The organism is Cellulomonas sp. H30R-01 (assembly GCF_010119915.1).
Taxonomy (GTDB): domain Bacteria; phylum Actinomycetota; class Actinomycetes; order Actinomycetales; family Cellulomonadaceae; genus Cellulomonas; species Cellulomonas algicola.
The window spans coordinates 209,735-228,189 of record NZ_CP048210.1 but is presented as its reverse complement, the minus strand read 5'-3'; the positions used below and the strand labels follow the sequence as shown (position 1 = coordinate 228,189).

The following is an 18,455-nucleotide window of genomic DNA, read 5'->3' as shown; positions in this document are numbered from 1 at the left end:
CCCGACTTGAGGAAAGACGATGATCGAGGCACAGGGCCTGACGAAGAGATACGGCAGCAAGACCGCGGTGAACGACATCTCGTTCACGGTCCAGCCCGGCAAGGTGACGGGCTTCCTGGGCCCGAACGGTGCCGGCAAGTCGACGACGATGCGCATGATCGTCGGCCTCGACCGCCCGACGCACGGCACGGTCACGGTCAACGGCCGCCCGTACGCGCAGCACCGGTCGCCGCTCACCGAGGTGGGCGCGCTCCTGGAGGCGAAGGCCGTCCACACGGGCCGCTCGGCGCGCAACCACCTGCGGGCGCTCGCGGCGACGCACGGCATCCCCGAGAAGCGCGTGACCGAGGTCATCGGCATGACGGGTCTCGACGGGGTCGCGAAGCGCCGCGTCGGCGGGTTCTCGCTCGGCATGGGCCAGCGCCTCGGCATCGCGGCCGCCCTGCTCGGCGACCCGCGGACGCTCATCCTCGACGAGCCCGTCAACGGCCTCGACCCCGAGGGCGTGCTGTGGGTCCGCAACCTCGTGAAGTACCTCGCCTCCGAGGGACGGACGGTCTTCCTGTCGTCGCACCTCATGAGCGAGATGGCCCTCACGGCCGACCACCTCGTCGTCATCGGCAAGGGCCGGATCATCGCCGACGGCCCGGTGTCCGACGTCGTGGCGCGCGCGACGCGCTCGACGGTCCGGGTGCGCTCGCCCCAGGCGACGCAGCTCGCCCAGCTGCTGAGCGGTCCCGAGGTCACGGTCAGCGCCGTCGAGCCCGGCGTGCTCGAGGTCCTCGGTGCGACGTCCGAGGGCGTCGGCGAGGCCGCGGCCGCCGCGCGCATCGTCCTGCACGAGCTCACGCCCGTCACCGGGTCGCTCGAGGACGCCTACATGAGCCTCACGCAGGACGCCGTCGAGTACCACTCCGCCACCGTGCCCGGCACGGCCACGACCGCCCAGGAGCAGTCCGCATGAGCACCGCGACCCTGTCCCCCACCGCCCCGGCCAAGGCGCCGTCGGCGAGCCCGTACCGGGTGACGTTCGGGCACCTGCTGCGCGCCGAGTGGATCAAGCTCTGGACGGTCCGCTCGACCATCTGGACGCTCGCGATGACCGTCGTCGTGATGGTCGGCCTGGTCGCCGCCGTCGCGGGCGTCATGTCGACGCAGATCGACGACGCGCCCACGGGTGCCGAGGCGGTCGACCTCGGCCTCACCCCGTTCCTGCCCGCGGTGCAGATGGCGTCGATCGCGGTCGTCGTGCTCGGCGTGCTGGCGATCTCCGGCGAGTACACGACGGGCATGATCCGGTCGAGCGTCGCCGCGGCCCCGCGCCGCACGCCCGTGCTGTGGTCGAAGCTCGCGGTGCTGACCGCCACGATCCTCGTCGTCGCGGCCGTCGCGGTCGCGCTCGGCTACGCGGTCGCGTACCTGTTCCTGTCGGGTATCGACCTGGCGCCCGAGCTCTCGGACCCGCAGGTCCTGCGGGTCCTCGGCGGGTGCGCGCTGTACCTTGCGACGATCGCGGCGTTCGCGTTCGCGATCGGTGCGCTGCTGCGCCACTCGGCCGCGGCGCTCGCGACGATCCTCGCGCTGCTGCTCGTCGTCGAGAACGTCGTCGCGGCGATCCCGTGGGAGCCGCTGCAGTACGTGAGCCCGTTCCTGCCGGCCACGGCGGGGTCGAAGATCACGCAGACCGACGTGACGGTCGACATGGTCAACTCGATGTCCGAGCACGGCGCGAACCTCACCGCGTGGCAGGGCTACGGCGTCCTCGTGGCGTGGGTGGTCGTGCTGCTCGGGGTGGCCGCGGTGCTCATGAAGCGACGCGACGTCTGACGTCCTCACGGTCCGTCGTCGCCCCTGCGCGACGACGGACCGTCCCACGCACGGGCGCGTCCCCGGCCTCGAGCCCCGGCTCGACGCAGCGGTGGCGCGCCCGTCGCGTCCCCGACCCCCACCCCTCGACCGGAGGACCGACCGTTGACCGAGGCGCTCGCCGTGGCGACCGCGGACGGCCCCGTGCCGACCGCTGACGGGCCCGTGCCGAGCGCGGTCGTGGCGGCCGTCGTCGTGCTCGTGCTCATGGCCGTGGTGACCGCGCTCGCGGCGCGGGCACGGCGCCCGGTGCTCGCGGCCGGGATGACGGGGGACGTCGCGCTGGGCGCGGCGGTGCGCGACGCGCTGCCCGGCGTGCGGGCGCACCGTCTCGCGGTCGCGCTCGTGGACGGCGGGCGCGTGACGTTCGCGGGGTTCGGCGCGGACGAGCGGACGGTCTTCGAGATCGGCTCGGTGTCGAAGGCGATGACCGGGCTGCTGCTCGCGGACGCGGTCGACCGCGGCGAGGTGACGCTCGACGACCGGCTCGGCGACCACCTCGACGTCGGCAGCTGCGCGGTGGCCGGCGTGCGGCTGGGCGACGCCGCGGCGCATGCGGGTCGGCTCCCCCGCCTGCCGGTCGACCCACGCCTCCTGCTGCGCGGCACCCGGGCGTCCCTGACCGGCCGGAACCCCTACGACGGTGTCGACGTCGCGGCGCTGCTCGACGCCGCCACCCGCACACCGCTCACGACGACCGCGGCCCCGCAGTACTCGAACCTCGGCGCGGCGCTCGTGGGCCAGGCCCTCGCGGCGCGCGCGGGCACGACCTACGCGCAGCTGCTGGCCGACCGCGTCACGGGTCCGCTCGGGATGGCGGCGACGTCGGCGCCGCCGACCCGCCCGCCCGACGACCCGATGGAGCCGGGCACGAACCGCCGGGGCCGCCCGCAAGAGCCGTGGGCGATGGACGGCTTCGCGCCCGCCGGCGGCGTGCGGTCGACGACGGCCGACCTCGCGGTGCTGCTGACGGCGCTGCTCGACGGTACGGCGCCGGGCGCGTGGGCCCTGGACCCGCGTGCCGACCTGGACGCGACCGAGCGGGTCGGCCTGTTCTGGCTGACCCGCTCGACGGAGGTGGGCACGACGACGTGGCACAACGGCATGACGGGCGGGTTCGCGTCGTTCGTCGGCCTGGACCGCGCCGCGCGGCGCGGCGTCGTCGTGCTGTCCGACGTGGCGTCGAGCGTCGACGCGGTCGGCACGCGGCTCCTGGCCGTCGAGCGCGTGTGAGGTCAGACGACCTCGCCGAGCGCCTCCTCGGGCGTCCGCTCGACGGCGCGCGCGCCGCGGTCCCAGCGCTGCCACAGCACGCGCTCCCCGACGCTGCGCGCCATGACGTGGCCGGTGACGAGGAACGCGACGACGCCCACGCCGAGCACGCCGACGCCGACCCAGAACGGCGACGTCGGGCTCGCGTGCTCGGCGAGCAGTCCGGCGACGACCGGCGCCGGGGCGGCGAAGCCCCAGCGGACCAGGTTGAACGCGCCGGTCGTCACGCGGCGGTCGGGCGAGCCGGTCGCGAGCGCGAGGTCGGTGAGGTTGGCGTTGGCGACGCCCATCGCGACGCCCGCGACGACGAGCACGGCGACGGACTGCGCGGTGCCGCCGGACGTGGCGAGGCCGACGAGCGCGAGCAGCAGGACGACGACGGCGAGGCCGACGGTCTGCACGGCTCCGAGGCGGTGCGCGAGCCGGTGCCCGACGACGAGGATGCCGACCGCGAGGCCGATGCCCCACGCGGTGAAGACGAGCCCGAGCGGGACGACGTCGAGGCCGAGGAACACGGGCGTGTAGCCGAGCACGACGAAGAACACGAAGTTGTAGGTCGCGGTGACGACGCACAGCGCGACGAACGCGGGCCGACGGAAGGGCGTGAACACCTGGCGGAGGCGCAGCGGCGCGGGCGGCTCGGCGGGGTCCTGGAGCCGGGTCACCGAGAGCGTGAGCGCCACGAGCATGAAGAGGCCGCACAGCAGGAACGGCACGCGCCACGAGATCTGGCCGAGCAGCCCGCCCAGCAGCGGGCCGACGGCGAAGCCCAGGCCCACGCACGTCTCGAAGAGCTCGACGACCCACTCGCGGTCCTGCGCGAGGGACACGAGCAGCACCATCGCGGTCGCGAAGAACATGGCGTTGCCGAGCCCCCACAGTCCGCGGAGCGCGGAGAGGGCGCCGATCCCGCCGGTCAGCGACGCGGCGACGGCGGCGACCGCGACGACGCTCACGCCCGTCGCGAGGATCTTCTTGTAGCCGAACTTCCCCGTGAGCAGGACGGCGGGGATCATGCCGAGGGCCATGACGGCGATGTACGCGGTGAACAGGAGCTCGACCTGCCAGGTCGTGGCTCCCATCGCGGCACCGATCGCGGGCAGGATCGGGTCGACGATCGCGATGCCGGCGATCGCGAAGAACGCGGTGAGGGCGGTGGCGTAGATGGCGGTGCGGTGCGGTTCGTGGTGGCGGGAGGCCATGCGGATCCTCGGGTAGACGAGCGTCGGTGGGATTATCTGTATCATACATCTATCTAGTGAAGGAGTCGCCGTCATGGACGACGCCGTCCCCGACGTCGAGGAGCAGGTCGCACTCCTGCTCCGCCTCGCCGACCGCAACCGCCGCCGCAGCAGCCGCCTCGAGGGCACGCTCGACCGGTCCGCCTACATCGCGCTGCGCCACCTCACCGTGGCCGGACCGTCAGGCATCAACGACCTCGCCAACCGCCTGCGGCTCGACGCGTCGACCGTCACGCGTCAGGTCGTCGCGATGGAGGAGGACGGCTACGTCACGCGAGGCCGCGACAGCACCGACGGCCGCCGCGCCGTCGTCGCCGCGACCCCCGCGGGCGAGGAGGCCCTCGCGCGCACGCGTGCGGTCCGCGCCGAGGTCTACGACGAGATCCTGCGCCGCTGGTCGACCGAGGACCGCCGCGCCCTCGCCGACGCGCTCATCCGGCTCAACAGCGACCTCGACGCCGACCTCGACCGCGCCGCCGACGACCGCTGACGCCCGGACCAGCGCGCGCGCGGGCGCCGGTTCGCCCTTCCGCGGTCGTCCACGCCACGCCAGCGCCCGCAGACCCGCCAGGCCTGGTCCGGTCCGTCGCCGGCGCCTCGCGACGGTCCGGCGGCCCCCGGGCGTGGCGACTACGGTGACCCGGTGACCGACGCGCCCGCCCGTCCCCGCCCCGCCCCGCTCGTCGCCGAGGTGCTGCGCACCGAACGCCTCTCGCCGTCGTTCGTGCGCGTCGTCGTCGGCGGGCCCGGGCTCGACGCCTTCGAGCCGGCACCGCACGCGGACTCCTACGTCAAGCTCGTCTTCCTCCCGCCCGCCGCCGACGGCCACCGCCCCCGGCGCGACGACGGACGCCTCGACCTCGACGCCGTGCGCGCCGCGCTCGACCCGGCCGACGCGCCGCGCCTGCGCTCCTACACCGTGCGGGCGTTCGACCCCGCGACGCGCGAGCTCACCCTCGACTTCGTCGTGCACGGCGACGAGGGCGTCGCCGGACCCTGGGCGGCGACCGCCCAGCCCGGCGACGAGGTGCTGGTCATCGGCCCGGGCGGCGCCTGGTCGCCCGACCCCGCCGCCGCGTCGCACCTGCTCGTCGGCGACGCGAGCGCCCTGCCCGCGATCGCCGTCGCCCTCGAGCGGCTCCCCGCGGACGCCGTCGGGCACGCCGTCGTCGAGGTCCACGACCCGCAGGACGAGCTGCCCCTCGCGGCGCCCGCCGGTGTCCGCGTGCAGTGGGTGCACAGCGGGCTCGGGGTTCCCGGCGTCGCGCTCGTCGAGGCCGTGCTCGCCCTGCCGGCGCTGCCCGCACCCGTCAGCGCGTTCCTGCACGGCGAGGCCGGTGCCGTCCGCGAGCTGCGCCGCCACCTGCGCACCGACCGGGGCGTGGGCCGCGAGCAGCTCTCCGTGTCCGGCTACTGGCGGCTCGGCACCGACGACGAGGGGTGGCGCGCGGGCAAGCGTGCGTGGCTCGCGGACATCGAGCAGGCGGAGGCCTCCGCCGGCCTCTCCTGACGATGGGCGTCGGCGATCGGACGCCGAACGATCCGGGCAGTCATGAGAATCGATGACCGTGGTCGACACGTCATTGACCATCGCGTGACGGAGACGCTACCTTCTCGGCCGGGGGCTTGTCATACTTTTGCCCCCTTTCGAACCAGAGAAGGGGAACACATGCGTTGGATGACAAGGACCGCGGCCGTCTCCGCCGTCGCGGGAGTCGCGCTCCTCGCGGCGGCTGGTGCAGCCCACGCCGAGCTGAGCACGGGCTGGCTGCCGAACAACGCCAGCCGCGTGGTCACGATCCACGGGTGCAGCATCGTGCAGTCGGGCTCCACGAACTACGTGCTGGCCTCCGAGAACACCAACTGCGCGGGCGACGTCGGTCTCACGGCGAAGTACGTCTCGGGTGGCGTCACCTACGTGACGGCCACCAAGTGGGCCCTGCGCGACGTGCGCATCGACCGCACGAACATCACGCAGGTGATGATCCACCACAAGTGAGGCTCGGCCCGCTGGGCTGACGGTGTGCCGCGACGGGACGTCGCGGCACACCGGGCCCGTCGACGACGGAGAGGGAGCGATGATCACCGCCCGACGGCTGCTGAGCACGCTCGGCGGACTTGCGGCACTGGCCCTCCTGCCCGGGTGCGCAGGCGAGCCACCAGCCCCCGCGACCACGGACGTGTTCGCCGACGCACTCGCTGAGGCCGGCGCGAACGGCGCCGGCAGCGCGCAGCTCGCCGACCTGGAGCGGGCGGCCAGCGCACGGGACGTCACGGTGGACATGGCCAGGGAGGCCGCGCGACGGACGGTCGACTGCCTCGTCGGCGCGGGTCTCGACGCGCAGTACTCGGAGAGCACCCTCGCCGACGGGCTCGTCCTGCCCGACTACGTGGTCGCGCTCGCGTCCGGCGAGGAGTCCCTCACGTCGGACCGGAAGATCGAGGACTGCGTGACGCGAGAGTCGCTCTGGGTCAACAAGGTGTACCAGCTGCAGCCGACGACCATCGAGCGGCGCCGGTCGTTCGCAGAGGAACAGGCACCCACGGTGCGTGCCTGCCTGGAGGAGAACGGCATCCGCACGGCCGCAGACGCCGACGGGACCGAGCTCGTCGACCAGGCGTTCCAGGTGAGCCGCGACACCTCCGGGGCCGTCGACTGCGTCGCCGAGCTCGGCCTCGAGACGTGGTGATCGGCCGCCGCGCCTCGTAGGGTCGGGCCGATGGCCACCACCCGGAGCACCCGGCGCGTCCGCGCGGACCGTCGCCGACGTCGGCGTCTCGCGCAGGTCGACCACGACCTCACGACCGCCGACTGGGCCGCCCTGCGCGACGCGTGGGCGGGCTGCGCCTACTGCGGCTCGACCACGGGCGACCTGCAGCGCGACTGCGTGCTGCCGATCTCGCGCGGCGGTCGCTACACGCTCGGCAACGTCGTCCCCGCCTGCCGTGCGTGCAACGCGAGCAAGTGCAACGCCGAGGTCACCACGTGGATGCGCCGCAAGCGACTCGACGAGGGCGCGTTCCTGGTCCGTCAGGCGCAGGTCGTGGCCCTGCTCACCGCGCTGCCGGTCGAGCCGTGAGCGCGGACCGCGAGCACGACGTCGTCCTGCTCGGCGCGACGGGGTTCGTCGGCCGGCTCGTCGCCCGGCACCTCGCGGAGCACGGGCCGGCGGAGACCCGCGTCGCGCTCGCGGGGCGGTCCGCGGAGCGGCTCGCCGAGGTCCGCGAGAGCCTCCCGCCGTCCGCGCACGACTGGCCGCTCCTCGTCGCGGACTCTCACGACGACGCCGCGCTCGCACGGCTCGCCGCGTCGACGCGCGTCGTCGTCAGCACCGTCGGCCCCTACGCCCGGCACGGGCTGCCGCTCGTCGCCGCGTGCGCGGCCGCCGGGACGCACTACGCCGACCTCACCGGGGAGACGCCGTTCGTCCGGGAGGCAGCCGACCTGTTCGACGCCACCGCGCGGTCGTCGGGCGCGCGGATCGTGCACGCGTGCGGCTACGACTCCGTGCCGTCCGACCTCGGGGTGCTCGTCCTGCACCGTCGGGCGACGGCCGACGACGCCGGGCCGCTGCGCGACGTGCGCCTGCTCGCACGCGCACGCGGCGGGGTCAGCGGGGGCACCGTCGACTCCGCGGTCGGGATCGTCGAGCAGGCCGCCCGCTCGTCCGCGGTGCGCCGCCTGCTGGCCGACCCGTACGCGCTCAGCCCGGACCGCGCCGCCGAGCCGTCGACGCCCCAGCCGCCCGACACCCAGCCCGTGCGCGTCCTGCCCGGCGGCCGCTGGACCGCGCCGTTCCCGATGGCGTCGTTCAACACGCGCGTCGTACGGCGCAGCAACGCGCTGCAGGGCTGGGCCTACGGCCGCGACCTGCGGTACGCCGAGGCGATGGGTGTCGGTCACGGCCTGAGCGGAGGCGCGGCCGCGCTCGGCCTCACCGCGGGGCTCGGCGCCGTCGCCGCCGCGCTCGTGCTCCCGCCGACACGTGCGCTCGTGCGTCGCGCGCTGCCCGCTGCGGGCACCGGGCCGGACGCGACCGCCCGGGAGACCGGCTGGTTCCGCATGGACCTCGTCGCCGTCACGGCGAGCGGGCGGCACTACCGCGCGCGGGCGTCCGGTCCCGGCGACCCCGGCTACGCCGCGACGGCGGTCATGCTCGGGCAGGCCGCGCTCGCGCTCACGCACGACGAGGACCGTCTGCCGGACCGCGCCGGCTCGCTCACACCGGCCGCGGGCCTCGGCGACGTCCTCGTCGACCGGCTGCGGGCGGCGGGCCAGACGTACGAGGTCCGCGCGCGCTGACCTGGGAGGCGACGCCGCGTGATGGCGGCCGGCGGGCCGGATGGTCGCCTCAGCCCAGGTCCGGACGAGGGTGGCGCGACGACCGCCGCCCCCTCAGCGGACGGCCGACACCAGCGCCCGCCCCCACTCCCACGCCCGGTCGACCTCGCCCTGCGACGGCCCGCCGGACGTGCCGACCACGCGGAACGTCTCCGGCGGGACCACGAGCCGGCCGCGCATCGCGCGGAGCCGCTCGGCGATCTCCGCGGACGCCGACCCCCCGTCGGGCGTCCCCCACGCGGTGTCGAACGCGGCGACGGGCAGCGTCCCGACCGTCCGCGCGGGTGCCGCCGCGAGCCACCGGTCCAGACCGGTCAGGCCCGAGACGACGTCGCCGCGCGTGCGGGCGGCTGCGCGGGTCGACTCCGTGCTGAGGCCGCGCCGGTGGGTCGGGCCGCCGACGACCAGCAGCAGCACGTCCTCCGGCCACCACGGCGCGCGCTCGCCGTCGCCCACGACCCGCCCGACCTCCACGACGTCGGTGGGCAGCCCGCACGACGCGATGCCGGCCCCGACGGACTCCGCGACGGCCTGGGTGCCGCCGAACATCGACTCGAACACCACGATCGCTGTCATGCCCCCACGCTCCTCGCCGCGCGCACCGGGCGCCGCGGCCGTTGGTCCTGGGTGTCGGCACGTGGTCGTACGGTGCGGTGATGGCGACCCGATGGACCCTCGGCGGCGACGCGGCCGACCCGCACCGTCTCGCCGCGTTCTGGGCGCTCGCGCTCGGCTACGTGCCGGAGCCGGGCTACGACGAGCCGGACGGCGCGTCGATCGTCGACCCCGACGGCGTCGGCCCGGCGATCAGCTGGCTCCGCGTGCCCGAGCCCAAGACGGCGAAGAACCGCCTGCACGTCGACATCCGCGTGGCGGGTGAGCCGCCGTGGGACTGGGCGGAGCGGGAGCTCGCGATCCGCGCGAAGGTCGAGGTGCTCGTCGGGGCCGGGGCGACCGTCGTGCGGGAGGAGCGGTACGGCGACGACACCGGGCGCACCGTGCTCGGCCACGTCGTGATGCTCGACCCCGAGGGCAACGAGTTCTGCGTGGCCTGAGGGCCGGCGCCGCCGCGGCAGGTCGTCCGCGCCACGGGAGGGAGTGCCCCCGCCGGGGCTCGAACCCGGACTGGGCCGGGTTTAAGCCGGCTGCCTCTGCCGATTGGGCTACGGGGGCGGCGTCCGACCGTCGCGGGAGCACGGCGGTCGACGTGCACGCTCATCCTGCCAGCGCCGCGACCGGCGCTGTCGGTGGTCGACCCTAGGGTCCTGCGCGTGCACATCGAGGAGCGCGGAGCCGGGACCCCCGTCGTCATGATCCACGGGTTCGGCGTCGACCACCGGATCATGCTGCCGCTGGACCCCGTGCTCGCCGAGCACGGGTCGTGGCGCCGCCTCTACGTCTCGCTCCCCTGGACCGCCCGCACGCCGCTGGGCAGCGTCCGCAGCAGCGAGGACGTGGCGGCCGCGCTGCTCGACGCGGTGCGCGAGCGGCTCGGTGACGAGCCGTTCGCCGTCGTCGGCAGCTCGTACGGCGGCATGATGGCGCGACGCCTCGCGCACGACCTGCGCGACCAGGTGCTCGGGCTCGCGACGGTCGCCGGCCTGTGGGCGGGCGAGGTCGACGCGCGCGTGCTGCCCCCGCGGGCCGTGCTGCGCGAGGACCCGGCGGCACTCACCGGCGTCGACCCCGCGGTCGCGGCCGGCTACCGCGCGATGGCGGTCGTCGAGTCCGCGGAGGGACTCGAGGCATACCGGAGGTTCGTGCAGCCGGGCGAGGACGAGGCCGACCAGGGCGCGCTCGACGTCCTGCGCGCGCGGTACCCGTTCGACGTCGAGCCCGAGGACGCGTCACCCGAGCCGTTCACCGCACCGACGCTCGTGCTGTGCGGGCGGCAGGACCACGTCGTCGGGTACGCGGACGCGTGGCGGCGGCTCGACCACTACCCGCGCGCGTCGTACGTCGTGCTCGACGCGGCCGGCCACAACGTCCACCTCGACCAGCCGCGCGCGACCGCCGCCGCGCTGGCGGCGTGGCTCGACGAGGTCGCGGTCGTGGCGGCGCACGCCGCTGACGCGACGAGGCCCGGCCCCCGTCGTGGGGAGCCGGGCCTCGTCGGCGGACGTCGCGGCGTTCGTCAGCTGGCGCTCTTGGCGGCCTGGCCGCTTCCCGTCGCCTGCTGCTTCTCGGCGGGCGAGCCTGCCTCGGCCTTCTGCGGCGGCAGAGCGGCCGTGTCCACGGCGCGCGGCTTCGGCGGGACGGCAGCCGCGCGGAACTCGGCGCGCGGGTCGTGCACCGAGCCGAGCGCGACGACCTCGCGGCGCAGCAGGATCGAGCCGGTCCAGCCGGCCATGATGCGCAGCTTCCGGTTGATCGTCGGCATGGCGTAGACGTGGTACGTGCGGTGCAGGAACCACGCCAGCACGCCACGGACCTTGATCTTGCCGAACATCTGCGCGACACCCTTGTACATGCCGAGGGACGCGACGGCGCCGATGTTCTTGTGCTTGTACTCGGTCAGCTCGGCCGAGCGGAGCACGCGCGCGAGGTTGTCGCCGAGGTGCTTGCCCTCGCGGACCGCGTGCTGCGCGTTCGGCGGGCAGAAGCCACCGGGGTTGAACAGGTCCGGCACGGCGGCGCAGTCACCCGCGGCGTAGGCGTCGGGGACGGGCGTGCCGTCGGCGTCGACGACCTGCAGGAACGCGTTGCAGGTGACGCGGCCCATCTTGTCCAGCGGCAGGTCGGACTGCTGCAGCACGGGGTTGGCCTTGACGCCGGCGGTCCAGATGATCGTCTCCGCGTCGAACTCCTGGCCGTTGGACAGGACGACGTGGCCGTCGACGCACGAGTTGAGGAACGTCGAGAGGAAGATCTCGATGTGGCGCTTGCGCAGCTGCTCGAGCGTGTAGCCGCCGAGCTCCTCGCTGACCTCGGGGAGGATGCGCGGCGAGCCCTCGACCAGGACGAAGCGCAGCTCGTCGGGCTCGATCTGCTTGTACTGGCGCACCGAGTAGCGCGCCATGTCCTCGACCTCGGCGAGCGCCTCGATCCCGGCGAACCCGCCGCCGACGAAGACGAACGTGAGCATGCGCTTGCGCAGCTCCGGGTCCCAGGTGCTGGAGGCGACGTCGATCCGGTTGAGCACGTGGTTGCGGACCGCGATGGCCTCCTCCACGTTCTTGAACCCGATGCCCTGCTCCGCGAGCCCCGGGATGGGCAGCGTGCGGGCGACCGAGCCGAGACCGACGACGAGGTGGTCGTACGTGATCCAGTACGGCTCGCCCTCCTCGGGCGTGATCTCGACCGTGCGCTCGGCGTGGTGGATCTGCGACACCTTGCCCTGCAGCACGTCGACGCCCTTGAGCGCGCGGCGGTGCGGGGCGACGACGTTGCGAGCGTCGATCGAGCCGGCCGCGGCCTCGGGCAGGAACGGCGCGTACGTCATGTACGGGCGCGGGTCCACGACGACGATCGCGGCCTCGCGCTTGCCGAGTCGCTTGCGCAGACGGCGGGCGGTCGTGAGACCGACCGAGCCGCCGCCGAGGATCACGACGCGCGGGACCTTGCGGGGCTTGCCACGGGGGACGACCGCACCGGCCGCGGGTGCGGCGTCGACCGGGGTCTGGGCAGAAGTCGGCATATCTCCACGGTATCCGCCACCGTCGAACCACGCCGTCCGGTCGACGGTGATGCTGCGCACACGGGCTGGGAAACGGCTGTGAGCCTGGTCTCAGGGACCGGCGTCGCACGGCTGCGGCGCTGCGTCGACGCCCGTCAGGCGGGTGGGACGGCGTGCTGCGCGACGACGTCGGCATACCAGCGCGCGCTCGTCTTCGGCGTGCGCTCCTGCGACTCGAAGTCGACGTGCACGAGGCCCCAGCGCTGGTCCAGGCCCTCGGCCCACTCGACGTTGTCCAGCAGCGACCACGCGTAGTACGCCCGCACGTCGACGCCGTCGTCGACCGCCCGGGCCACCTGCTGGAGGTGCGCGCGCAGGAACGCGACGCGCTCGGCGTCGTCCGTCGTGCCCTCGGGCGTGCGGTCGGGGATGCCGTTCTCCGTGATCACGAGCGGTGGCGCACCGGGGTAGTCGTCGCGGACGCGGGTCAGCGTCTCGTAGAGCCCCTCGGGGTGGATCTGCTGCCAGGGCGCGTCCGACGTCGGGTACAGCTGCACGTTCTGCCCGCTGCTGTCGACGCCCGTGACGCCGTAGTACTGGATGGCGAGGACGTCGAGCGGCTCGCTGACGGTCGCGAGGTCGCCGTCCCGCACGAGCGCGTCCAGGACGGCCGGGTCGGTCGGGATCTGACCCGGCCGGTCGCCGATCGCGTCGTCCGGGTAGCCGCCCACCAGGACGGGGTCGAGGAAGAGCCGGTTCTCGACCGCGTCGGCGCGGACGGCCGCGTCGTCCGCGCCCGCCCCGGCGGGGTAGACGGGCTGCAGGTTGAGGGCGATGCCGATCGGTGCCGACGCGCCCGACGCGCGGAACGCCTGCACCGCGAGCCCGTGGCCCAGCAGCTGGTGGTGGACCGCCGCGACCATCTGCTCGACGTCGCGGACGCCCGGCGCGTGGTAGCCGCTGCCGTAGCCGACGTACGCGGTGGTCTTCGGCTCGTTGATCGTCAGCCACGGGCCGGTGACGTCCGGCAGCGCGTCGACGACGATCGCGGCGTAGTCGGCGAACCGCGACGCCGTGTCCCGCGCCGCCCAGCCCCCGCGGTCCTGCAGCGGCTGCGGAAGGTCCCAGTGGTAGAGCGTGACCGCTGGCTCGATGCCGCGCTCGAGCAGCCGATCGACGAGGCGCCGGTAGAAGTCGACGCCCGCCGGGTTGACCGGGCCGGAACCCGTCGGCTGGATGCGCGGCCACGCGACCGAGAACCGGTACCCGTCGAGGCCGAGGTCCGCCACGAGGTCGACGTCCTGCGCCCAGCGGCGGTAGTGGTCCGCGGCCGGGTCGCCCGTCGCACCGCCGCGGACGTTCCCCGGCTGCGCGGCGAACGTGTCCCAGATCGACGGGCCGCGGCCGTCGGCGGTCGTCGAGCCCTCGACCTGGAACGCCGACGTGGCCGCGCCGAGCACGAACCCGTCCGGCAGCCGCATCGGCCCCGCGGGCGGGGTCCAGGTCGGCGTGGCGCTCACGGTCGGCGACGGCGCGTCGGCGCCGGGCGTGCACGCGGCGAGCGCGGCGGCCGCGAGCGCTCCCCCGCCGAGCCGCAGGACGTCGCGGCGCGAGACCGGGGAGGCGGACGCCGACGTCGTCCGGCGGACCGTGTGGTCGGGCACGATCGGCATGCTCCCACCTGCGGCGACGGGTCGTCGAGGTGTCGCCCGGCATCGGCGGCGACGCGTCGTCCTGGTGTCGCGCGACACCGGCCGCGACGCGTCGTCCGGTGTCGCGCGACGTCCCGGCGCCGCGTGACGGTCCCGCGGTCAGGGTGCGGACGTCTCCCCCGCGGCCGGTCCGGTGGGCTGCGGCGACGGCGTCCCCGCGTCGGCACCCGCGTCAGCGGCGCCGTCCTGACCGTCCGCGACGACCGTCCCGCCCGACGACGTCGCGCCCTGCGCCGCGGGCACGTCGACCGCGGGCGCCTTCGCGAAGGGCAGCGGCGGGAGATCCGCGCGCACCCCGGCGTTCAGGACCATGCGGCCGCCGTCGTCGTCATACCCGAACTGCGACGTCGGACCGCCGCGCAGCGGGTAGACGTTCCACCGCGTCCGACCGTCCGCGGCCGTCGCGCCGACGAACTGCCACGGCTCGTCGACGCCCGGGAGGGTCCACGGCTCCCAGCCCTCGTCGAACGTCGTGCGGACCGGACGCCCGCGGTCGTCGAAGATCTGCACGTCGCTCAGCGGGTTGCCCTCGGCGTCGTAGACGAACAGGTTGCTCACCTGGACGCCGTCGACGACCACGCCGTCGACCATCTGGTCGCGGTACTCGACCGCGGTCCCGGCGGAGGTCGTCGGGTACCAGCGGGCGGTCCGGACGTCGCTCTGCAGCGTCGACAGGACGGGCAGGATCGCGACGACGGCGACGACGTTCGCGACGAGCGGCATCCACCTGGTCCGCCGGGACGCCACCCAGGAGCCGCGTCCCCACTGCACGCTCGCGACCACGGCGGCCCCGAGCAGCAGCCACGTCCAGGCCGTGTGCGGGACCCACTGATAGCCGCCGACGAGCAGCGCGACGACCAGCACGTAGACGACCCAGGCGCGCGCGACCCACCACACCGGCCGCAGGGACAGGGCGAACGACTCGACGGGCGGCCACCACGCGTGCTGCCGGAGTGTCGCGAGGACACGGCGCCCGAGCTCGCGCCCGCGGCGGACCGGCCAGATGAGCGCGTCGCGGACCGGACGACGCGCACGCTGCGGCGCGGGCGCGTCGAGGCCCGCGGCGGTGCGCAGGTCGGTCGCGTACGCCTCGGGCGTCCCGAGCAGGTCGGCGAGCGTGCGGCCGTGGCCGACGCGGCGGTCGTCGTCGAGCGCGTCCTGGAGGTCGAGCTCGAGGTCGTCGGTCAGGTCCTCGACCTGCTCGGGGCTGAGACCCGCGAGGTGCTGGCGGACCGCCGCGGCGTACTGCGCGACGTCCGAGGTGACGGCCTGCGTGCTCATCGCGATCCCTTCCGGCCCCGCGCTCCGCCCGGGACGTCCGTGTCCAGCAGCCGGGCCATGGTGCCCGCGAACTCCTGCCAGTCCTTGCGCTGCGCCTCGAGCATCGCCCGGCCCTGCGCGTTGATGCCGTAGTACTTGCGGTGGGGTCCCTCGTCGCTCGGCACGACGTACGAGGTCAGCGCGCCCGACGAGTACAGCCGGCGCAGCGTGCCGTAGACGGACGCGTCGCCGACCTCCTCGATGCCCGCGGCGCGCAGCCGGCGGACGACGTCGTACCCGTACCCGTCCTCGTCGGCGACGACCGCGAGCACCGCGAGGTCGAGCACCCCCTTGAGCAGCTGGGTCGTGTCCATCGGCCGCCTCCGTCCGGTCGCGGCGCCCGTGGCGCGGGGCCGTCGTGTCTGGTGCGGGAACCTCCCTCCAGGCTCCCGCACGGCGCACACTAGTACACAGTGCGCACTAGCGGGCCACGTTCCGGGCCGTGTCGCACACGCGGTGGTGCAGCGCGCCGCTGGGTCGCGCGAGGCCGGCGCCGTCAGGAGCGCGGCGCCGGGCCTGCACGGTCGGCGCCGGTCACGCGGGGACGGCGCTCCAGGCGATGCCGTCGAGGATGTCGTGCTCCGACGTCACGACCTCGGTGAGCGTGCCACCGGCAGCCGCCACCTCGTCGCGCACCCGCGTCACCACGTCGTGCCAGACGAGCGCGCCCGCACCGATCACGTCGATGCGGCCGGGGTGCATGAAGCCGAGCGCCGCGCGCTCCTCACGCGTCCGTCCGAGCAGGTCGTCGCAGGCCGCGAGCACGGTGTCGACGGACAGCACGGCACCGTCGATGCGCTCGGGCCGGTAGCGGTCGAGCCCCAGCGCGTGCGCCGTCACGGTCGTCACCGACCCCGCGAGCCCGACGAGCGTCACGGCCTTGCCGAGCGGCACGACGCCGGCTGCCACGTCGAGCGCGGCCGCGACGTCGGCGCGCGCACCGGCGACCTCGTCGGCGGTCGGCGGGTCGGACCGCAGGTGCCGCTCGGTCAGCCGGACGCAGCCGACGTCCATCGAGTACGCCGCCTCGGGCGCCGACGTGCCGAGCACGAGCTCGGTCGAGCCGCCGCCCAGGTCGACGACGAGGAACGGCCCCGGATGGGTCGCCGCGAGCACGCCCGTCGCGCCGCGGAACGACAGCGCGGCCTCCTCCTCACCCCCGACGACCTCCGGCTCGACGCCCAGCAGCGAGCGCACGCCGTCGACGAAGTCCGCGCGGTTCTCGGCGTCGCGCGACGCCGACGTCGCGACGAACCGGACCGCCTCGACGCCCAGGCCGTCGCACACGTCCGCGTACCGACGGGCCGCGTCGAGCGTCCGCGCGAGCGCCTCCGGGGCGATCCGGCCGGTGCGGTCGACGCCCTGGCCGAGCCGCACGACCTCCATGCGCCGGTCGAGGTCGACCAGCGTCCCGGCGTCGGGGTCGACGTCGGCCACCAGGAGCCGGATGGAGTTGGTCCCGCAGTCGATGGCAGCCACACGCGTCACCGGCACATCCTCCCATCCGGCGGGGGGCGTCTCGCGTCGCCGGCACGTGCTCACGCGGCGGCGCGCGACGCGGACCGCGACGGCACGCGAGACCGGGCACCGCACCACCGCGGCACCGCGCGCCGCGCGACCTCACCCCGACCGGGCGGCGGTCGCCGCCAAGCGGGACGACCGTGCGGTCAGCAGGTGCAGCGGTCCGGGCGCCACTCGTCGCGCACGAGTGCCAGGACCTCGTCGCCGATCGGGTTGACGCCCGGTCCCGCCGCGAGCGCGTGCCCCGCCAGGACGTGCAGGCACTTCACACGCGTCGGCATGCCGCCCGCCGAGATCCCGGCGATCTCCTCGACGTGCCCGAGCTCCTCGCGGTCCGCGAGGTAGGCCTCGTGGGCACGCCGATAGGCCGCGGCGAGCTCCTCGTCCTCCGCGAGCCGCGCCGTGAGCTCCTTCATCAGCCCCGACGCCTCGAGCGTGCTCACCGCGGCGACCGCGGGCGGGCACGTGAGGTAGTACGTCGTCGGGAAGGGCGTGCGGTCGTCGAGCCGGGGCGCCGTGCGCACGACGAGCGGGCGCCCGCAGACGCAGCGCGCGGCGATCCCGACGACGCCGCGCGGGGGGCGGCCGAGCTGCTCCGCCAGCACCACGAGGTCCTGGTCGGTCACGGCGGTGGCGGCGGTCGGGGTCACGACGGTCCGATCGGGTCGGGGACGGGGTCCGGGCGCCGGCGCGGCACCCTCGGCACGCATTCTCCCCCGCCGACCGCCCGTCGCCGTACCGCGGTGCGTGGCCGCTGCGACTACGGCGTGGGCGCCGGCTCGTCGCCCTCGGCCGGCGTCGTGGGCTGCTCGGTCGTCGGCGCGCGCTCCTGGCTCGGTGCGGTCCCCGCGATCTCGACCGACTGCCACACCGAGGTGTACCAGGGCTGCGTGGCGCTCTCGTCGAGCACGGTCGACGACGGTCCCGGGTCGACGGCGGGCGTGTCGGGCACCGTCTCGGGGTCGAGGACGCGGAACGCCTTCTCCCCCGGCAGCACGAACGACAGCCGCTCGCGGGCCTGCGCGGCGACGTACGCCGGGTCGTCCCACCGGCCCTTCTCGGCCTCGAGGTCGTCGTTGCGCTGCTCGGCGGCGGCGACCTGCGCGCGGAGCTGCGCGAGCTCCTGCTGCTGCTGGAGGTAGGAGTGCAGCGTCGGGTAGACGAGCACGAACGCGAGCAGCAGCACGAGCGAGAACACGAGGACCCGCACGGTGAACAGGCGCGGCAGGCGGACCTGCACCCGCTCGGCGCGGGGCGTGCCGCGCGGCGGCGTCGACGACGACCCGCGCGAGGCCGGGCGGGCGGACGCGCCGGGACGTGCCGCCGGACGCGACCCGCCGGGCGGCGACCCGACGCGCGGCACCGGGCCGGAGCGCGGCGCGGTCGGCCGGTTCGCCGCGCGCGCCGCCGGGGTGCCCGACGCCGGCGTGCCGGCCGCCGGGGTCACCGGAGCCGTCCGTGGCGACCCGGTCCGTCGACCCGGGCCGCTCGGCGGCACGGGGCGGCGCGGGGAGGGCATGGCGTCGATTGTGCCCTCCGGCGACGCCACCAGCCCGGACGTGCGA

The 18,455-nt window shown here is 75.2% G+C and carries 19 protein-coding genes, 1 tRNA gene and 1 pseudogene; 11 read left to right on the top strand and 10 right to left on the bottom strand.

Annotated features, from left to right (window positions below):
- The first annotated feature begins 19 nt into the window (after nt 1–19).
- The 3 genes from GXP71_RS01005 (at nt 20) to GXP71_RS00995 (ending at nt 3,099) form a co-directional block, all read left to right on the top strand.
- Complete coding sequence (locus tag GXP71_RS01005; RefSeq protein WP_162351132.1) at nt 20–964, top strand: ABC transporter ATP-binding protein; 945 nt, start codon at nt 20–22, stop codon at nt 962–964.
- Nucleotides 961–1,827, top strand: coding sequence for an ABC transporter permease subunit (locus GXP71_RS01000; RefSeq protein ID WP_162351131.1), 867 nt, complete (start codon nt 961–963; stop codon nt 1,825–1,827). The genes GXP71_RS01005 and GXP71_RS01000 overlap by 4 nt, the downstream gene beginning before the upstream one ends.
- A gap of 144 nt (nt 1,828–1,971) precedes the next feature.
- Entirely contained in the window at nt 1,972–3,099 is a 1,128-nt protein-coding gene (locus GXP71_RS00995) for a serine hydrolase (RefSeq protein ID WP_162351130.1), read from the top strand.
- Between the two features lie 2 nt (nt 3,100–3,101).
- Here GXP71_RS00995 and GXP71_RS00990 read toward each other — a convergent pair whose 3' ends face one another.
- Entirely contained in the window at nt 3,102–4,340 is a 1,239-nt protein-coding gene (locus tag GXP71_RS00990) for an MFS transporter (RefSeq protein ID WP_162351129.1), read from the bottom strand.
- A gap of 73 nt (nt 4,341–4,413) precedes the next feature.
- On the opposite strand from GXP71_RS00990, the gene GXP71_RS00985 reads away from it, so the two are divergent.
- The 6 genes from GXP71_RS00985 (at nt 4,414) to GXP71_RS00960 (ending at nt 8,682) form a co-directional block, all read left to right on the top strand.
- A complete protein-coding gene (locus tag GXP71_RS00985; RefSeq protein ID WP_162351128.1) occupies nt 4,414–4,869 on the top strand; it encodes a MarR family winged helix-turn-helix transcriptional regulator in 456 nt (151 codons plus the stop codon).
- A 153-nt stretch (nt 4,870–5,022) separates the two neighbouring features.
- Complete coding sequence (locus GXP71_RS00980; protein WP_162351127.1) at nt 5,023–5,889, top strand: siderophore-interacting protein; 867 nt, start codon at nt 5,023–5,025, stop codon at nt 5,887–5,889.
- Between the two features lie 168 nt (nt 5,890–6,057).
- Entirely contained in the window at nt 6,058–6,378 is a 321-nt protein-coding gene (locus GXP71_RS00975) for a hypothetical protein (protein ID WP_162351126.1), read from the top strand.
- 79 nt (nt 6,379–6,457) lie between these two features.
- Nucleotides 6,458–7,069 carry a hypothetical protein gene (locus GXP71_RS00970; RefSeq protein WP_162351125.1) on the top strand — a complete coding sequence of 204 codons (612 nt, stop codon included), beginning with the start codon at nt 6,458–6,460 and terminating at the stop codon, nt 7,067–7,069.
- A 30-nt stretch (nt 7,070–7,099) separates the two neighbouring features.
- Nucleotides 7,100–7,459 (top strand): HNH endonuclease, encoded by a 360-nt coding sequence (locus GXP71_RS00965; RefSeq protein ID WP_162351124.1) that lies wholly within the window; start codon nt 7,100–7,102, stop codon nt 7,457–7,459.
- Nucleotides 7,456–8,682: a trans-acting enoyl reductase family protein gene (locus GXP71_RS00960; RefSeq protein WP_162351123.1), complete on the top strand. Its 1,227-nt coding sequence runs from the start codon at nt 7,456–7,458 to the stop codon at nt 8,680–8,682. The genes GXP71_RS00965 and GXP71_RS00960 overlap by 4 nt, the downstream gene beginning before the upstream one ends.
- 93 nt (nt 8,683–8,775) lie before the next feature.
- On the opposite strand, the gene GXP71_RS00955 is transcribed toward GXP71_RS00960, so the two are convergent.
- Complete coding sequence (locus tag GXP71_RS00955) at nt 8,776–9,297, bottom strand: flavodoxin family protein (RefSeq protein ID WP_162351122.1); 522 nt, start codon at nt 9,295–9,297, stop codon at nt 8,776–8,778.
- 80 nt (nt 9,298–9,377) lie between these two features.
- Here GXP71_RS00955 and GXP71_RS00950 point away from each other — a divergent pair, with 80 nt between their 5' ends.
- Complete coding sequence (locus tag GXP71_RS00950) at nt 9,378–9,776, top strand: VOC family protein (protein WP_162351121.1); 399 nt, start codon at nt 9,378–9,380, stop codon at nt 9,774–9,776.
- A gap of 44 nt (nt 9,777–9,820) precedes the next feature.
- Here GXP71_RS00950 and GXP71_RS00945 read toward each other — a convergent pair.
- Nucleotides 9,821–9,894, bottom strand: a tRNA-Leu gene (locus tag GXP71_RS00945).
- Between the two features lie 137 nt (nt 9,895–10,031).
- Between GXP71_RS00945 and GXP71_RS00940 the strand changes: the two are divergent.
- Nucleotides 10,032–10,682: pseudogene (locus tag GXP71_RS00940) on the top strand (alpha/beta fold hydrolase); the annotation flags it as partial.
- A gap of 173 nt (nt 10,683–10,855) precedes the next feature.
- Here GXP71_RS00940 and GXP71_RS00935 read toward each other — a convergent pair.
- The 7 genes from GXP71_RS00935 to GXP71_RS00905 all read right to left on the bottom strand — a co-directional run bounded on the left by GXP71_RS00935 (nt 10,856) and on the right by GXP71_RS00905 (nt 18,337).
- The gene (locus GXP71_RS00935; RefSeq protein ID WP_162351120.1) at nt 10,856–12,358 is read right to left on the bottom strand and encodes an NAD(P)/FAD-dependent oxidoreductase; all 1,503 of its coding nucleotides are present in this window, start codon (nt 12,356–12,358) and stop codon (nt 10,856–10,858) included.
- Between the two features lie 134 nt (nt 12,359–12,492).
- Nucleotides 12,493–14,010, bottom strand: a complete 1,518-nt coding sequence (locus tag GXP71_RS00930) for a GH1 family beta-glucosidase (RefSeq protein WP_162351119.1) — start codon at nt 14,008–14,010, stop codon at nt 12,493–12,495.
- Between the two features lie 138 nt (nt 14,011–14,148).
- Entirely contained in the window at nt 14,149–15,330 is a 1,182-nt protein-coding gene (locus GXP71_RS00925) for a hypothetical protein (protein ID WP_162351118.1), read from the bottom strand.
- Nucleotides 15,327–15,683, bottom strand: coding sequence for a PadR family transcriptional regulator (locus GXP71_RS00920; protein WP_162351117.1), 357 nt, complete (start codon nt 15,681–15,683; stop codon nt 15,327–15,329). The genes GXP71_RS00925 and GXP71_RS00920 overlap by 4 nt, the downstream gene beginning before the upstream one ends.
- Before the next feature lie 220 nt (nt 15,684–15,903).
- Nucleotides 15,904–16,857, bottom strand: a complete 954-nt coding sequence (locus GXP71_RS00915) for an exopolyphosphatase (protein ID WP_162351116.1) — start codon at nt 16,855–16,857, stop codon at nt 15,904–15,906.
- A 179-nt stretch (nt 16,858–17,036) separates the two neighbouring features.
- A complete protein-coding gene (locus GXP71_RS00910; protein ID WP_370520961.1) occupies nt 17,037–17,600 on the bottom strand; it encodes a DUF501 domain-containing protein in 564 nt (187 codons plus the stop codon).
- A gap of 50 nt (nt 17,601–17,650) precedes the next feature.
- Nucleotides 17,651–18,337 (bottom strand): septum formation initiator family protein, encoded by a 687-nt coding sequence (locus GXP71_RS00905; RefSeq protein ID WP_238402542.1) that lies wholly within the window; start codon nt 18,335–18,337, stop codon nt 17,651–17,653.
- Nucleotides 18,338–18,455 lie beyond the last annotated feature (118 nt).

Bases quoted from the DNA above. Each gene is read 5' to 3' on its own strand.
- GXP71_RS01005 (WP_162351132.1), top strand. From the start codon at position 20: ATGATCGAGGCACAGGGCCTGACGAAGAGATACGGCAGCAAGACCGCG.
- GXP71_RS01000 (WP_162351131.1), top strand. From the start codon at position 961: ATGAGCACCGCGACCCTGTCCCCCACCGCCCCGGCCAAGGCGCCGTCG.
- GXP71_RS00990 (WP_162351129.1), bottom strand. From the start codon at position 4,340: ATGGCCTCCCGCCACCACGAACCGCACCGCACCGCCATCTACGCCACC.
- GXP71_RS00985 (WP_162351128.1), top strand. From the start codon at position 4,414: ATGGACGACGCCGTCCCCGACGTCGAGGAGCAGGTCGCACTCCTGCTC.
- GXP71_RS00975 (WP_162351126.1), top strand. From the start codon at position 6,058: ATGACAAGGACCGCGGCCGTCTCCGCCGTCGCGGGAGTCGCGCTCCTC.
- GXP71_RS00970 (WP_162351125.1), top strand. From the start codon at position 6,458: ATGATCACCGCCCGACGGCTGCTGAGCACGCTCGGCGGACTTGCGGCA.
- GXP71_RS00965 (WP_162351124.1), top strand. From the start codon at position 7,100: ATGGCCACCACCCGGAGCACCCGGCGCGTCCGCGCGGACCGTCGCCGA.
- GXP71_RS00955 (WP_162351122.1), bottom strand. From the start codon at position 9,297: ATGACAGCGATCGTGGTGTTCGAGTCGATGTTCGGCGGCACCCAGGCC.
- GXP71_RS00950 (WP_162351121.1), top strand. From the start codon at position 9,378: ATGGCGACCCGATGGACCCTCGGCGGCGACGCGGCCGACCCGCACCGT.
- GXP71_RS00935 (WP_162351120.1), bottom strand. From the start codon at position 12,358: ATGCCGACTTCTGCCCAGACCCCGGTCGACGCCGCACCCGCGGCCGGT.
- GXP71_RS00930 (WP_162351119.1), bottom strand. From the start codon at position 14,010: ATGCCGATCGTGCCCGACCACACGGTCCGCCGGACGACGTCGGCGTCC.
- GXP71_RS00925 (WP_162351118.1), bottom strand. From the start codon at position 15,330: ATGAGCACGCAGGCCGTCACCTCGGACGTCGCGCAGTACGCCGCGGCG.
- GXP71_RS00920 (WP_162351117.1), bottom strand. From the start codon at position 15,683: ATGGACACGACCCAGCTGCTCAAGGGGGTGCTCGACCTCGCGGTGCTC.
- GXP71_RS00910 (WP_370520961.1), bottom strand. From the start codon at position 17,600: ATGCGTGCCGAGGGTGCCGCGCCGGCGCCCGGACCCCGTCCCCGACCC.